This is a genomic window from Corallococcus sp. CA053C (assembly GCF_003611675.1).
Taxonomy (GTDB): domain Bacteria; phylum Myxococcota; class Myxococcia; order Myxococcales; family Myxococcaceae; genus Corallococcus.
Genome location: NZ_RAWA01000250.1, coordinates 1 through 14,054 on the forward strand (window position 1 = coordinate 1; position 14,054 = coordinate 14,054).

General features: G+C 71.6%; 12 protein-coding genes. 3 read left to right on the forward strand and 9 right to left on the reverse strand.

The features are described from left to right. From bioD to D7V97_RS27675, 4 genes are all read right to left on the reverse strand, one after another. On the reverse strand, positions 1 to 349 hold a 349-nt coding region (gene bioD, locus D7V97_RS27660; protein ID WP_147445001.1), incomplete at its 3' end, for an ATP-dependent dethiobiotin synthetase BioD. Then, positions 339 to 1,520 carry an 8-amino-7-oxononanoate synthase gene (gene bioF, locus D7V97_RS27665; protein ID WP_120613636.1) on the reverse strand — a complete coding sequence of 394 codons (1,182 nt, stop codon included), beginning with the start codon at positions 1,518 to 1,520 and terminating at the stop codon, positions 339 to 341. The genes bioD and bioF, both read right to left, overlap by 11 nt. Continuing rightward, a complete protein-coding gene (gene bioB, locus D7V97_RS27670; protein WP_120613637.1) occupies positions 1,517 to 2,542 on the reverse strand; it encodes a biotin synthase BioB in 1,026 nt (341 codons plus the stop codon). The genes bioF and bioB overlap by 4 nt, the downstream gene beginning before the upstream one ends. Before the next feature lie 210 nt (positions 2,543 to 2,752). Continuing rightward, entirely contained in the window at positions 2,753 to 3,022 is a 270-nt protein-coding gene (locus D7V97_RS27675) for a GlsB/YeaQ/YmgE family stress response membrane protein (RefSeq protein ID WP_120613638.1), read from the reverse strand. A gap of 178 nt (positions 3,023 to 3,200) precedes the next feature. Between D7V97_RS27675 and radA the strand changes: the two genes are divergently transcribed. Then, positions 3,201 to 4,562 carry a DNA repair protein RadA gene (radA, locus tag D7V97_RS27680; RefSeq protein ID WP_120613639.1) on the forward strand — a complete coding sequence of 454 codons (1,362 nt, stop codon included), beginning with the start codon at positions 3,201 to 3,203 and terminating at the stop codon, positions 4,560 to 4,562. Between the two features lie 4 nt (positions 4,563 to 4,566). Here the strand turns inward: radA and D7V97_RS27685 are convergent, their stop codons facing one another. Beyond that, entirely contained in the window at positions 4,567 to 5,214 is a 648-nt protein-coding gene (locus D7V97_RS27685; RefSeq protein ID WP_147445002.1) for a hypothetical protein, read from the reverse strand. Between the two features lie 144 nt (positions 5,215 to 5,358). Then, entirely contained in the window at positions 5,359 to 7,068 is a 1,710-nt protein-coding gene (locus tag D7V97_RS27690; RefSeq protein WP_158623469.1) for a hypothetical protein, read from the reverse strand. A gap of 369 nt (positions 7,069 to 7,437) precedes the next feature. Here D7V97_RS27690 and D7V97_RS27695 point away from each other — a divergent pair, with 369 nt between their 5' ends. Continuing rightward, the gene (locus D7V97_RS27695; protein ID WP_120613642.1) at positions 7,438 to 8,925 is read left to right on the forward strand and encodes an ATP-binding protein; all 1,488 of its coding nucleotides are present in this window, start codon (positions 7,438 to 7,440) and stop codon (positions 8,923 to 8,925) included. Here D7V97_RS27695 and D7V97_RS27700 read toward each other — a convergent pair. The 3 genes from D7V97_RS27700 to D7V97_RS27710 all read right to left on the reverse strand — a co-directional run bounded on the left by D7V97_RS27700 (position 8,870) and on the right by D7V97_RS27710 (position 12,422). After that, positions 8,870 to 10,735: a methyl-accepting chemotaxis protein gene (locus D7V97_RS27700; RefSeq protein WP_120613643.1), complete on the reverse strand. Its 1,866-nt coding sequence runs from the start codon at positions 10,733 to 10,735 to the stop codon at positions 8,870 to 8,872. The genes D7V97_RS27695 and D7V97_RS27700 overlap by 56 nt on opposite strands. Before the next feature lie 85 nt (positions 10,736 to 10,820). Next, the gene (locus D7V97_RS27705; RefSeq protein ID WP_199728962.1) at positions 10,821 to 11,576 is read right to left on the reverse strand and encodes a TenA family transcriptional regulator; all 756 of its coding nucleotides are present in this window, start codon (positions 11,574 to 11,576) and stop codon (positions 10,821 to 10,823) included. A 273-nt stretch (positions 11,577 to 11,849) separates the two neighbouring features. Then, entirely contained in the window at positions 11,850 to 12,422 is a 573-nt protein-coding gene (locus D7V97_RS27710) for an NUDIX hydrolase (RefSeq protein WP_120613645.1), read from the reverse strand. A gap of 168 nt (positions 12,423 to 12,590) precedes the next feature. On the opposite strand from D7V97_RS27710, the gene D7V97_RS27715 reads away from it, so the two are divergent. Next, positions 12,591 to 14,000: a sigma-54 dependent transcriptional regulator gene (locus D7V97_RS27715; RefSeq protein ID WP_120613646.1), complete on the forward strand. Its 1,410-nt coding sequence runs from the start codon at positions 12,591 to 12,593 to the stop codon at positions 13,998 to 14,000. Positions 14,001 to 14,054 lie beyond the last annotated feature (54 nt).

Sequence of the window (14,054 nt, forward strand, 5' to 3'; positions counted from 1 at the left end):
CCCCCTCCACCACCACCGGCCCGTCCTTCAGCCGCTCCCACGCCGCGAGCGTCACGCCGAAGTCCGGCTCCCGCCCCAGCCGCCACGCCGCGATGCCCGGGGCCAGTGGCGCTCGGAAGCGGTGCGGACAGACGGCCTCCACCGGCAGCGTGCTGCCCGCGGCCTCCCGCATGGCGAGCGCATCCGCCGGGGCCTTCAAGGAGGCACAGCCGCTCTCGTAGGGCTTGAAGCCCTGGGGCTGGAGGCCCACGTCGCGCATGAGCGACAAGAGCGCGCACGACACCTGCGTCTTGCCCACGCCCGTGTCGGTGCCGGTGACGAAGAAGCGGGGAACACGGCTACGGGCCACGGGAGACTCCCACCTGGCGCAGCGCCTCCAGCGCCAGGTCGATATGGCCCGTCGTGTGGGCCGCGGAGAGACAGAAGCGAAGCCGGCTGGTGCCGTCGGGCACCGTGGGCGGGCGGATGGCCTTCACCAGCAGCCCGGCCTCCCGCAGCCGCCGTGCCGCGTCCAGCGCGCGCGAAGGCTCGCCCAGGATGACCGGGAAGATGGCGCTCCGGGGCTCCGCCGGCAGCCCCAGGGCACGCAGCCCGGCGGTGAACCGGTGGATGTGGCCCCACAGTCGCTCACGCGGAGCGGGGTCGTGCTCCACCAGGTCCACCGCGCACTCGGCGCCAGCGCACAGGGCCGGGGGCAGCGCGGTGGAATAGACGAAGGGCCGCGCGCGGCTCACCAGCAGATCCGCCACCGCGCGCGAGGTGGCCACATACGCCCCCATCCCGCCCAGCGCCTTGCTCAGCGTGCCCATGCGCAGGTCCACCCTGCCCTCCAACCCCAGCGCCTCGCACAGCCCCGCGCCGCGAGCGCCGAGGACGCCGGTGGCGTGCGCCTCGTCGACCATCAACGCAGCCCCGTGGGCCTCGCACGCCGCCACCAGCTCCGCGAGGGGCGCCACGTCCCCGTCCATGGAGAACACGCTGTCGGTGACGACCAGCTTGCGCCGGGCGGGCGTGTCCGCGAGCGCCCGGGCCAGGCCAGCGGCATCCGCGTGCGGATAGACGACGACGCGCGCGCGCGACAGCCGGCAGCCGTCCACCAGCGAGGCGTGGTTGAGGGCGTCGGAGAAGACGGCGTCGCCGGGGCCCACCAGCGCGGGGAGGATGCCGGTGTTGGCCGCGTAGCCGGAGTTGAAGAGGCGCACGGCCTCCGCGCGCTCGAAGCGGGCGAGCCGCGCCTCCAGCCGCTGGTGCGGCACCATGTCCCCCACCACGAGGCGGCTGGCGCCACTGCCCACGCCGTAGCGCTCCAGCGAAGCCAGGACCGCGGCGCGCACGACGGGCGACGCCGCGAGGCCCAGGTAGTCGTTGGAGGAGAAGTTGACGAGCCGCTCGTCGCCCAGGCGCACCTCGGCGCCCTGGGGCGAATCGAGCGGCTCCAGCACGCGGCGCAGGCCCTTCGCGGACAGGGCCTCCAGGTCCTCGCGCGCCCAGCCGTCCGCGACCGGAGCGGCGGGCTTCACCGGTCCTGCCGGGGCTCCAGGGGGCGGATGCCCGCCTTCTCCAGGAGCGCCATGTCCTGGGTGTACTCGGGGTTGCCGGTGGTGAGCAGCTTCTCCCCGAAGAAGAGCGAGTTGGCGCCCGCGAGCATGCAGAGCAGCTGCGCCTCCTCGTTCATCTGCATGCGGCCCGCGGACAGGCGCACCATGGCCTGGGGCATCAGCAGGCGCGCGGTGGCGATGGTGCGCACCATGTCCACTGTCTCCACGCGGTGCTGCTCGGCCAGCGGCGTGCCCTCCACCGGGACGAGCGCGTTGATGGGCACCGACTCCGGGTGGACCTCCTGGTTGGCCAGCGTGCGCAACAGGTTGCAGCGATCATCCACGGACTCGCCCATGCCGATGATGCCGCCGCAGCACACGGAGATGCCCGCGTCGCGCACCCGATCCAACGTGCGCAGCCGGTCGTCAAAGGTCCGGGTGGAGATGATGTCGCCGTAGTGCTCCGGGGACGTGTCCAGGTTGTGGTTGTACGCGGACAGGCCCGCCTCGCGCAGGCGCTTCGCCTGGCTGTCGGTGAGCATGCCGAGCGTGGCGCACGCCTCCATGCCCAGGGCCCGGACGCCGCGCACCATCTCCAGCACGCTGTCGAACTGCGGACCGTCCTTCACCTCGCGCCACGCGGCGCCCATGCAGAAGCGCGTGGCTCCCGCCTGCCGGGCCTGGGTCGCTGCGGCCAGCACCTCCGGCACCGCCATCAGCTTCTCCGCCTTGACGCCCGTCTTGTAGCGCGCCGCCTGCGGGCAGTAGGCGCAGTCCTCCGGGCACCCGCCCGTCTTGATGGAGAGCAGCGAACACAGCTGCACCTTGTTCTCCACGAACACCTGCCGGTGCACCGTCTGCGCCTTGTGCACGAGGTCCAGCAGCGGCAACTGGTAGAGCGCGCGCACCTCCGCGAGCGACCAGTCGTGTCGCACCGTCACCCCTTCCGGGGCGGGGGCGGCGTGGTGGGCGTGGCCGTGGAAGGACTCGGCGGTATCGGACATGCGGGCGCGGCTCCTCAGCAGGGGCTTCAGGGGGCCGACGCTGCGTGGCCCAAAGCCCATTGTCAACGCCCGAGCGTCAGGGGGTTGACGAGGGCCGGCCCGGAGTCCGCGGGGGCCCGCCTGGAGACCCCGCAAAGACAGAAGGGACGTCCGTGCATGACGGACGCCCCCCTGTTGTTTCCCGCCTTGTCGGAGGGAAGACCTGCGTGGCTAGACGTGGACGCGGCGACCGCGACCGGCGAGGCCCACGAGGAACAGCACGGCCAGTGCGCCCAGGACGGAGAAGAGCAGACCCGTGGGATGCAGGTCGAACATGCGACCGTCACGCGAGAACAGCGACCCGACGAAACCACCCACGAACGAACCGGCGATGCCGAGCAGCGTGGTGGCGATGAGCCCCATCGACTGATTGCCCGGCATGATGGCGCGCGCAATGAGACCCGCAACCAGACCAATCACCAGAAACGCGATAATCCCCATGACAACCTCCCTGTGTGGGGGGCCCGCTCTGTGCGACGCCCGTGGACCAGAAACTGGGCCGCCCCTCCCTGTGGGGCAACCCGCTACCTGATCCATCACAACCTGCTTGCCTGCCCTGCTGCCGTGGCTTCACGCGGGGCGAGGAAACGTCAGGGGTCTGGGCTAGACACCTGGACCCATGGCGAAGGCGAAGACGCATTACACCTGTCAGGCCTGCGGCTACCAGACGGCGAAGTGGCTCGGGAAGTGTCCGGACTGCGGGGCCTGGAGCTCCCTGCTGGAGGAGGCCGAGGCGAAGGTGGACGACAAGCGCCCGGCGTGGGGCGCTTCGGGCGGGGCCTCCCGGCCGGTGAAGCTCCAGGACGTGACGGGTGAGACGGAGGTGCGCCGGCGCACGGGCATCGTCGAGTTCGACCGTGTCCTGGGCGGCGGCGTGGTGGGCGGGTCGCTGGTGCTGCTGGGCGGAGACCCGGGCATCGGGAAGTCCACACTGCTGCTGGCGGCGCTGGACAAACTGGCGAGGCACGGGCCGGTGCTCTACGTGTCGGGTGAAGAGAGCCTGCGGCAGACGAAGATGCGCGCCGAGCGCCTGAAGGTGGAGAGCGACAACATCCACCTGTTCGCGGAGACGGACGCGGAGCGGGTGCTCACGGCGGCGGAGGCGTTGAAGCCCCAAGCGCTGGTGGTGGACTCCATCCAGACCATGTACCTGCCGGAGCTGGGGAACGCGCCGGGCAGCATCACGCAGGTGCGCGAGGTGGCGGGCCGGCTGATGGCGTTCGCCAAGCGCAGCGGGGTGCCCACGTTCCTGGTGGGGCACGTGACGAAGGAAGGCTCCATCGCGGGTCCCCGGGTGCTGGAGCACATGGTGGACACGGTCCTCTACTTCGAGGGCGAGCGGGGCCACCCGTTCCGGCTCTTGCGGGCGCACAAGAACCGCTTCGGCAGCACCAACGAGATTGGCGTCTTCGAGATGAAGGGCTCCGGGCTGATGGAGGTGGCGGACCCGTCCGCGCTGTTCCTCTCCGAGCGGCCCCAGGGCAAGTCCGGCAGCGTGGTGACGAGCACGCTCAACGGCACGCGTCCCCTGCTGGTGGAGGTGCAGGCGCTGGTGGCGCCCACGGGCTACGGCACCGCGCGGCGCACGGCGATTGGCGTGGACGGCAACCGGGTGGCGCTGCTGGCGGCGGTGCTGGAGAAGAAGGAGGAGATTCCGCTGGTGGGCTGCGACCTGTTCGTCAACGTGGCGGGCGGCATGCAGTTGAGTGAACCGGCGTGCGACCTGGCGGTGTGCGCGGCGCTGGTGAGCAGCCTGCAGAACCGGCCGTTGGATCCGAAGACGCTGGTGCTGGGGGAAGTGGGGCTCGCGGGCGAGGTGCGCGCGGTGGGGCAGATGGAGCCGAGGCTCGCGGAGGCCGCGAAGATGGGCTTCCAGCGGGTGGTGATGCCCGCCGGCAGCGCGCGGCGCCTGGAGCCCACGAAGCTCCAGGTGGTGGGCGTGGAGACGCTGAGCGAAGCGCTGGCCGCGATGTTCGACTGATGGCTCAGGACACGGACGACGGCAGGGAGGCCGGGTCCGGCACGCGCGTGGGCTTGGTGAGGGTGGGCAGGTCGAAGAAGGACTCGGGGCCCAGCGTGGTGATGAGCCGGGCCTCGGCGGCGTCCCCTTCGGGGGTCATGGCCTGGGTGGGCAGCTCGTAGGGCTGGACGAGCACGAGCCCACCATCCAGGGTTTGGCGCTGTCCGGCGGGGATGGCGTCCAGGCGGGAGCCGAAGTGCTTCACGAAGGGGGCACCGAAGATGTTGCGCCAGAAGAGGCCCGTGAGGCCTTCGCTGTAGTCGCGCAGGTTGAAGACCCACGTTGAGCCGAAGCCGTCTTCGTTCGGCACGATGCGGTTGTCCTTGCGCTCGAAGTCGTCATCGGTCCCGGACTGGGCGAGAGGCGAGCCCAGCAGGTGCATGACTTCAACGACCTGTCGCAGGTGGGCTTCGCGCCAGCCGGGCTTCTTCGCCTCCACGACGGAGGTCGACCAGGTAAACATGCCGGTGTAGGGATACCTGCCGTGGCGCTCTGGCGAGAGCTGGAGGAAATCCCGATCCGTCTTCGCGCCGAGCGTGAATCCCTTGAACTCGTCGTAGTAGGCCGCGAGGACATCCGGGTCGAACGGCCCGGGTTCCAACCGCTCCGTCATGTTGAATCCCCCGAAGCGGACCGGCTGGAACCAGCGGTACCCTGCGAAGAACCGATGGACCAGGTCGCGGACGGTGCTCGTCCGGGGGACGCCGGGAGGAAGGTGGAAATCCGTTCTCAGGTACCGCAGAGCCATGACCTGTCCTCACGGGAAGGGTCTGATCGTCGCCTTGCCCTGTCTACGAAGAGTTTCCAGCTTTTTGCTCAGCGGCCCGGAGAGGTGGGTTGCCCCGGCTGAGTGCTTGGCTGAACGAGTCCAGAGTTCGATGGATCCACCGTATCTGCCTACGTAATCCATCATGGCCTCCAGGTTGCCCGTAAGCGACAGCTCCGCGCGGCCCTTCACCTCGACGAAGTCGTAGGGACTGCCCCAGACGAGATCTCCAGGGCGCCCCGTCACGGCATCCGGAACGAAGCCCTGCGCCTTGCTCCCTGGCGGAGGCAACAGGAGGCTCGTGTTCTTCGGATAGCCCCGGCTCTTGAGCACGGCCTGCTCGAACTCGCCGCCCGCGCCCTTGTTCTTGATGACCGTCTGGTAGAGCCGCTCCCACTCCGGATCCACCGCGTACTGGAAGTGCCGGTACCTGTCCGGGTGGCGGAACTGGTAGTCCACCCATGCCTGCGCCAGGTGCTCCGCGCTGCCCGGCACCAGCCGCGCACCCTCCCCCGTCACGCGTGAACCCACCAGCGTCAGGCGCTGGCCCTGCCCCAACGCGCGGCCTGCCTCGGCCAGCGGGCCCTCCAGTCGCTTCGCCACGGCTCGCAGCTTCGCCACGTCCTCCGCGGACACCGCTTCGCCGCGTCCCGCCGCTCGCAACACCTGGCGGATCTGCTGAGCCTCCTGCGGTGACAGGTGCTGCACCACCCGCTGGAGCACCTGCACCTCGCGCAGGCTGCGGCCCGTCAGGAGCGCCGCGCGCTCCACGCCCTGCGCGCCCTCCGCCAGCAGGCGCCCCGACACCACCGGCAGCGCCACGCTCACCGCACACAGCAGCCGCTCCCCGTCCGACAGCGGGTACCCCAGGAGGCTCTGCCCCAGCACCACGCCTGTCACATCCGCGACTTCTCCCGAGACAGGCAGCAGGCTCACCACCACCTCCAGCACCACCTCCTCGGGAGGAATGGGCGGAGGCTCGGGGCTCGAGTCCCACGTCGGGGGCGCGTTGCGGCCCGCCTCCACCGCCGAGGCCAACAGGCTGTTGCGCGCCAACAGGTAGAGCGCCACCTCGCTGGGGCTCTTGCGCACGAAGTCCGGGTCCCGCGTGTGCGCGTAGGCCCAGTCCAGCACCGCGTCCACCAGCGCCCGCTGCGTCTCTTCGTACAGCGCGCTCTCGGTGAGCAGCCCGTCATGGCCCAGCCTGCGGAAGTGCGCCTCGGCCAGGGCCTGTCGGCGCGCATCCGCCCAGCGGTGGAACTCCTCCAGCTTCACTTCCACCCGCTCCGAGCGCACCCCGTCCTCATGCTGACGCTGCGACTCCTGGGCCTTCAGCCGCAGGTACACCTCCAGCGGCGCGTCCTCCTCCTCGAGCTGCTCCTCGGTGCGCGACGTGGCCCAGATGAACAGCGCATTCAGCGCGGCATGGCCCGCCTGACGCTCCGCCTCCGTGACAGCGGCCTTCTTCAGCGCCGCGCGCTTCTCCTGGATGAACGCGAGGTAGCGCCCCAGCACCTCGCCGCCCACCGTGCCACCCGCGCCCGCGGACTCCTTCAGGACCGGGGTGAACAGGGGCGGCGAGGCGCTGTGGTAGCGCGTGTAGCCGTAGTGCCCCACCGGCAGGGCACCGGCGCCCGGCGTGGTGCACGCCACGAGCGCCAGCAGCAAGCTTCCACTTCCCACCAGACGCCTCACCCCCATGTCGTGCCTCCGCGGCGCTCACAGCGACCCAGCGGTACCGACGTGCTCCGCGAGCCCCTTCCTGACGCGCGCGGCGACACGTTCCACGTCGATCCACGCGCGTCCGGAACGCCCCCCGGCGTACGGACAACGCCGGGCCTCGCGGGTTCCCGAAGCGCTCTGCTTTCGTGCACTCCGAAGTGACGCCTGGGGTTCCACGCACGCGGGTCCCCCTCACGCCCGGAGCGCTCCGACCGCACGGCTTCGTGCCGGAGCCCGGGCCACGACGCAGGCCTCCGCCATCACCTCGGCTCCAGGGCTCCCGCCGGAACGAGGACTGGCCAGGGCCCGGGGCATGCCGTTTGATGCGTGCCGAGGAGCGCCGCCCGGATGACGCATCGCCCCCATTCCTCCCGCCTGCGGGACGCGCTGGGCTCGCTGTCGGCACGGCTGCTGCTGGCGTTCCTCGTGCCCACCCTGCTCTTCCTCGCGCTGGCGGGGGCCTCCGTGTACGCGCTCGCCCGCGCGAGCCTGGAGGAAGAGCTGGGCGCGAGCCTGTCCGCGCTCGCCGCCGCCACCGCCAGCCAGGTCAGCGGCGAGCGCATGCTCACCATCGAGCCCGGTGACGACGTGTCCGGCACCCGCACTTGGCGCAACCTCGTGCGACTGCTGGACGGCGTGCGCACCGCCAGCGGCGTGCGCCGCGTGTACGCCGTGGACGCGAAGGGCCGCGTGCGCACCGACGTGGGCGGCAACCTGCCCGTGGGCGCCGAGGTGCCCGAGCTCGCGCGCGACCGGCTGGAGCTCACCCATGTCCTCGCCGGCAAGCGCGCCGCCAGCCAGGTGCTCTTCACCGGCTCCGACGGGCTGCTCTACAAGACGGGCTACGCGCCCGTGGTCCAGGACGGCCAGGTGGTGGGCGCCATCGGCGTGGAGGGCAGCGCGGCCTTCTTCGGCCCGCTGCGGCGGCTGTGGCGCACCTTCGTCATGGCCAGCGGCGTGGCGCTCGTCGCGCTCGCGCTCATCGCCGTGCTCACCGCGCGGGGACTGGCCCGGCCGCTGCGGCGGCTGATGGACTCGGCGCTGCGGATCGGCCGGGGGGACCTCACGACGCCCGTGCCCCCGGAGCCCACCCGCGAGATTGGCGTGCTCGCGCGCGAGCTGGAGGTCATGCGCGGCGCGCTGGAGAGCCGGGACCGTCAGCTCAAACTCATGCTCGCGGGCGTGGCCCACGAGGTGCGCAACCCGCTGGGCGGCATCGCCCTCTTCTCCGGCCTGCTCCAAGAGGACCTGCGCGCGGGCGCCCACGCGGACGCGGGCAGCCACGTGGACCGCATCCAGCGCGAGGTGACGTACCTCCAGCGCATCGTGGAGGACTTCCTCGCCTTCGCCCGCGAACAGCCCCTGGCGCGCTCGCCCATGGAGGCCCCCGACCTCATCTCCAACGCGTGCGAGCTGCTCTCCGTGGAGGCCAGCACCCGGGGCATCACCCTGGACGTGGACGCCGCGCCCGCGCACCTGGAGGCGGACGGCAGCCTGCTCACCGCCGCGCTCGTGAACCTGGTGAAGAACGCCGTGCAGGCCGCGCCCCCTGGCAGCCACGTGCGCGTCCGCGGCCAGCCCCGCGACGGCGCCTACGCCATCGACGTGCAGGACAGCGGCCCCGGCGTCCCCGAAGCCGAGCGCGAGCGCATCTTCGAGCCCTTCTTCACCACCCGCGAGCAGGGCACCGGCCTGGGCCTGCCGCTCGCGCGGAAGATCGTCCGCGCCCATGGCGGCGAGCTCGCCCTGCGCTCCACGCCGGGCGACACCGTCTTCACGCTCACGCTGCCATGTCTCCCGGCTGCTTCGGGGGAGGCGCTGGCAGCACGGCGCTGACAGGCGGGGACGCGGCCTCCTCCGCGTCGAACTCCAGCGCCATCTGCCCCACCTCCCCGGAGACGAGCTGCAGCGTGTGCGTGGCCTCCTGCGTGGCCGCCAGCCGCCGCAGGGTGCCGTCCATCAGCTGCGACAGGTCCGTGATGGCGGTGGCGATCTGCGCGAAGGCGGCGTTCTGCTGCGTCACCGCGTTGGCGATCCGCCGCGCCGCATCGGAGCTCTCCTGCGAACTCAGGGACAGCGCGCGCAGGGACTCACCGGAGGCCCGCATCTGATCCAACCCCGCGGTCACCTGACGCTCTCCCTGCTCGCTCATGGCGGCCGCGCCGCGGATGCCCTCGCTGATGTCCGTGAGGATGGCGCGGATGCGCCGCGTGGCCTGGACGGATTGGTCCGCCAGCCCGCGCATCTCCCGCGCCACCACCGCGAAGCCCCGACCGACCTCGCCCGCGCGGGCCGCCTCGATGGCCGCGTTCACCGCGAGCACGTGGGACTGGTCCGCCAGGTCCTTCACCGCCCCGATGATCTCCCCGATCTGCGCCGTGCGCTCCTCCAGTCGCTCCAGCCGCTCCTGGACGCCGGACACCACCTCCCGGATGGACGTCAGCCCCGCCAGGCTCTGCACCACCGCGGTCTCCCCCTGCTTGCCCAGCGTCTCCGCGCGCCGGGCCGCGCGCAGCACCTCCTCCGCGGAGTCCGCCGCGATGCGCGAGGCGCGCCGCAGCTCGTCCGACGTCACCTGCGTCTCGTGCAGCGCCGCCGCCTGCCGCGTGAGCCCCTGCTTCTGCTCGTCGTTCGACACGCGCAGGTCCGTGCCCGCCATCCCCAGCCGCTGGGCGGACACCTGGAGCATCCGGGGGAACTGCCGCAGCCGCGTCAGCGCCCCGTTCAGCCCCGACGCCAGGTCGCCCATCTCGTCCGTGGACACCCAGCGCGGTGAACGGATCCGCCCCGAGGCCAGCCCGGAGATGGCCCCGTGCACCGCGCCCGTGCTCGTCACCTGTCGCCGCGCGAGCATCCAGGTGGTGAAGGCCGGCAGGATGAACACCAGCGCGCCCACCCACGGCAGCGCGAAGGCCAGCTCCACGAACAGCGAGCTGCCCACGTCGTCCAACCGGGACGCGGACCGCACCGCGCCGTCCGCCAGCAGCGCCTCCTTCAACAGGGTGCGCACGCCCAGCAGCTTCACCACCACCACGCACGCGCTCAGCATCAACGTGGCGAAGATGGTGGCCAGGAACGTGAGCGGCAGGAACCACGTCTGCCGGGGCCAGAAGGGACCGGAGCCCACGGGCCTCACCTCCGGATGCGCGTCCTGCTCCCGCAGCGCGAAGGGCAGCGCCAGCCGCTCCAGCCCCAGGCCGAAGGGGAACGCCACCACCACGCCGAAGCAGAAGGCGATGACGGTGCCCAATCCCAGACGGAACCAGTCCTTGTCGAACCACAGACACAGCGGGAGGCTGAAGAAGAACCCCCCGAGCGTCCACGCCGCGGCGGTGGTGAAGAACATGGAGCGCCAGGGCAGTTGCAGGATGCGCTGCAGCCGGTCGCCGGGGCCGTCCTCGGGCCGGCTCCGCAGCGCCCAGCCCGCGAGCCAGCGCAGGGACACGTAGGGATGCAGCAGCCCGAACACCAGCACGATGGGCGGCAGGATGGTGGCGGTGACGCGCAGGCCCTCCTGGCTCGACAGCCCCATCGTCATCGCGATGAGGTAGGCGCAGAGGATGGAGGGAGGCAGCACCCATCTCAGGAACAACCACATCCCACGCCAGGCCAGCTCCCGGATGCCCTTCGTTTCATCGGTCTGCATGCATCCCCCCTGCACAAGACGACTTCCGCCGTCCCCACGCCTTGGCGTGGCACTGCCACTTTTCGTCTACCGCACGGGCCTGACTTCACACCTCGGCGCAGGACTCGAACACGCGCGCCAGCAGCACCAGGGACCGGCGTGCCGCGGCCGCCACGCGCTCCGGCGCGTCCGTCGTCGCGTCCACGCAGAGCTTGATGACCTCCAGCGCCTCGTCGGGATGCGCGTCGTCGTAGCGCGCATGCGCCCGGAGCCAGCGCGTGGAGTACGTGTCCATGCGCACGCCGTCCTGCGCGTAGTCGGTGAAGGCCTCCACCACGCCGCGCGTCCAGACGCCCGTGACGCCCTCGATGGCCCAGTTGCAGGCGGCCACCCCTTCCGCCAGCGAGCCCTGGCGGCACGTCTCCAGCAGGTGCTGGTGCAGCGCCTGGACCTCGGGCGTCAGCGGCGCCTGGAAGGTCCGCTGCGGGTCGACGCCCGCCGCCTGCATCCAGTCAATCCACCACTCGGCGTGCCGGGCCTCCACGCCCAGGTTCTGCAACAGCCAGCGGCGGATGCTCGCGTCGCCCGGACGCACGCCGTACGTCGTCTTCGCCAGCGACAGCCCCATGTACTTGGGGAAGTTGTCGACGATGGGGAAGCAGTCCGCCAGGAAGCGCTGCCACGCGCGCAGGGGCGGGTGTCGGCCCGCGGCCGTCTCCACGAACAACGTCGGCCAGCAGGCCGCCTGCCACTCCGGGCGGAGTGACTCCAGCATCGCCTCCATCCACGGCGGATGCGGCGTGTGTTTCAGCGCGGCGGGGAGGTAGCGCCGGAAGACGGCCTCCTCCCCGGGAGGGGGCATGGGAACGACTTCCGAAACCGCGACACGGCTGCTGCTTCCGGCGGGAGACGACATGGGGCGTACTCCAGCTCGGCGCGAGTGACAGGCCGCCATGGCCTCCCTCACCCGCCCAAGCACCTCCACGCTGCCGGGGTGGCCCTGCTTCAGCCATCCGCCCCCAAGGCAGGCCCGGAGTTTGAGACGCCGTTGTGTTTCAAATCCTCCGGGGGCCCCGGAGGCAATGTCGTCGAGGGCGTGTGGGTCCTGCACGTCCGGACACTGGACTTCCGGTCCTCAAACCCCATCCGCGAGCGCCGCGCGCGCCTTGTCCAACATGCGTCGCAGGGGGGCCTCGTCCGCGCGCGCCAGCGCTTCGTCCCAACCCAGCCACTGGATGCCGAACGACTCCGCGGGGTCGTGCGTGAGCGCGTCGGGGTCCTCGGCCACCACGAGGTAGCGCACGTCCAGGTGACAGTGCTCGGGCTCGTCCTTGCGCGCGGGGATGGTGTGCACGTCCACGTCCAGCGGGCGCGGCGCGGTGAGGTGCAGGTGCACGCGGCATCCGGTCTCCTCGCGGGCCTCGCGCAGCGCGGTGGCCTCCATGCTCCCGCCGTCCGCGCCTTCCGCGTGCCCGCCCGGCTGCAACCAGCGCTTCAGCTTCGCGTGGTGCAGCATCGCCACGCGCTCCCCCGTCGGATCCACCACCACCGCGCTGCCGGTGAAGTGCGCCTGCTCCTGCGCGCGGGAGAAGGGCGCCGCGAGCGACGTGGCGAAGTGGCGCATGCGCGCCAGGTCCTCGCGCTCCTTGTCGTCCGTTGGGATGTGGCGCGCGAGCAGTTCGACGAGGGAAGCGGGGGCATCAGCCATGCGCCAGGGTTGCCACACGCCGCGTGGGGGACACCAGCGCTTTCACGGCGCCGGGACGTGCGGCCTTCCCGGTCCGGTGTAGGGTGCGGCTTCCCGGGCGCGCCCTCCTGCCGGAGCGCGCCGCCGTTGACTCCCCCATCCGGCAGGCCCCTTGCAGGTGAGCAGGCCATGGCCCGCATCCTCGTCATCGACGACCACGACACCCTCCGCGAGGGCATGACCGTCACCCTCACCCGCTCCGGCCACACCGTGGCGGCGGTGCGCAGCGGGGCGGACGGAATCGCCGCGTACAAGAAGGGCCCCTTCGACCTGGTCGTCACGGACCTGAAGATGGACGGCATGGACGGCATCGCCGTCACGCGCGCCCTCAAGCAGCTGGACGCGGGCGCGGTGGTGATGGTGGTGACGGCGTTCGGCACCATCGAGACCGCCGTGCAGGCCATGCAGGAGGGCGCCTACGACTTCATCACCAAGCCCTTCCCGCCGGAGGTGCTGCGCGCGAAGGTGGACAAGGGCCTGGAGCTGTCCGCCACGCGCCGCCAGGTGGAGCGCCTCACCGCCCGCACCGACGCGCACGACGCGGACGCCGCCCTCACCCACCGCGACATCGTGGGCGACAGCGAGCCCATGCAGAAGCTGCTCGCGCAGGTGCGCAAGGTGGCCGCCAGCGACGCCACCGTGCTCGTGCGCGGCGAGAGCGGCACCGGCAAGGAGCTGGTCGCCCGCATGCTCCACCAGCAGTCCCCGCGCAGGAGCGGCCCCTTCGTCGTGGTGCACTGCGCGGCCCTGGCGGAGACACTGCTGGAGAGCGAGCTGTTCGGCCACGAGCGGGGCTCCTTCACCGGCGCGGTGAAGCGCAAGCTGGGCCGCTTCGAGCTGGCCGACGGCGGCACCCTCTTCCTCGACGAGATTGGAGAGATCCCCGCCTCCGTGCAGACGAAGCTGTTGCGCGTGCTCCAGGAGAAGGAGCTGCAGCGCGTGGGCGGCGAGGAGACGCTCAAGGTGGACGTGCGCGTGGTGAGCGCCACCCACCGCGACCTCCAGGCGGAGGTGAAGGCAGGCCGCTTCCGCGAGGACCTCTACTACCGGCTGCACATCGTCCCGCTGACCCTGCCGCCCCTGCGCGAGCGGCCCGAGGACATCACCGCGCTCGCGCGCCACTTCGTCGCCAAGCACGCGCCCCGGGTGAACCGGCGCGTCACCGGCATCGAGGACGCCACGCTCCACGCGCTCACCCGCCACGCGTGGCCCGGCAACGTGCGCGAGCTGGAGAACGTGATGGAGCAGTCGCTCGTCTTCGCCGAGGGGGAGACGCTCACCCCCGCGGACCTGCCCCCGCACCTGTCCGGCCAGACGCCCCGCATGGACTCCGGGCTGCCGGTGCCCCAGGGCGACCGCCCCCTGCCGGACATCCTGGAGGACCTGGAGCGCCAGCTCATCGCCCGCGCCTATGAGAAGGCCGGCGGAGTGAAGACGGAGACCGCCCGGTTGCTGGGCATCAAGACCTCCGCGCTGTACTACAAGCTGGAGAAGTACGGCTTCCTCCCCCGGGGAGACCGCCCCGACGAGGGGGGATGATCCTCGGAAATCCGTCACCTCCGCCCTGGCGCCATGACTTTCCACCGTCCGCCT

What these genes read in the sequence shown, in the direction of transcription:
- radA (WP_120613639.1), top strand. Translation starts at nt 3,201, where the DNA reads ATGGCGAAGGCGAAGACGCATTACACCTGTCAGGCCTGCGGCTACCAG.
- D7V97_RS27700 (WP_120613643.1), bottom strand. Translation starts at nt 10,735, where the DNA reads ATGCAGACCGATGAAACGAAGGGCATCCGGGAGCTGGCCTGGCGTGGG.
- bioB (WP_120613637.1), bottom strand. Translation starts at nt 2,542, where the DNA reads ATGTCCGATACCGCCGAGTCCTTCCACGGCCACGCCCACCACGCCGCC.
- D7V97_RS27695 (WP_120613642.1), top strand. Translation starts at nt 7,438, where the DNA reads ATGACGCATCGCCCCCATTCCTCCCGCCTGCGGGACGCGCTGGGCTCG.
- D7V97_RS27675 (WP_120613638.1), bottom strand. Translation starts at nt 3,022, where the DNA reads ATGGGGATTATCGCGTTTCTGGTGATTGGTCTGGTTGCGGGTCTCATT.
- D7V97_RS27710 (WP_120613645.1), bottom strand. Translation starts at nt 12,422, where the DNA reads ATGGCTGATGCCCCCGCTTCCCTCGTCGAACTGCTCGCGCGCCACATC.
- D7V97_RS27705 (WP_199728962.1), bottom strand. Translation starts at nt 11,576, where the DNA reads ATGCCCCCTCCCGGGGAGGAGGCCGTCTTCCGGCGCTACCTCCCCGCC.
- D7V97_RS27715 (WP_120613646.1), top strand. Translation starts at nt 12,591, where the DNA reads ATGGCCCGCATCCTCGTCATCGACGACCACGACACCCTCCGCGAGGGC.
- D7V97_RS27685 (WP_147445002.1), bottom strand. Translation starts at nt 5,214, where the DNA reads ATGACGGAGCGGTTGGAACCCGGGCCGTTCGACCCGGATGTCCTCGCG.
- D7V97_RS27690 (WP_158623469.1), bottom strand. Translation starts at nt 7,068, where the DNA reads ATGGGGGTGAGGCGTCTGGTGGGAAGTGGAAGCTTGCTGCTGGCGCTC.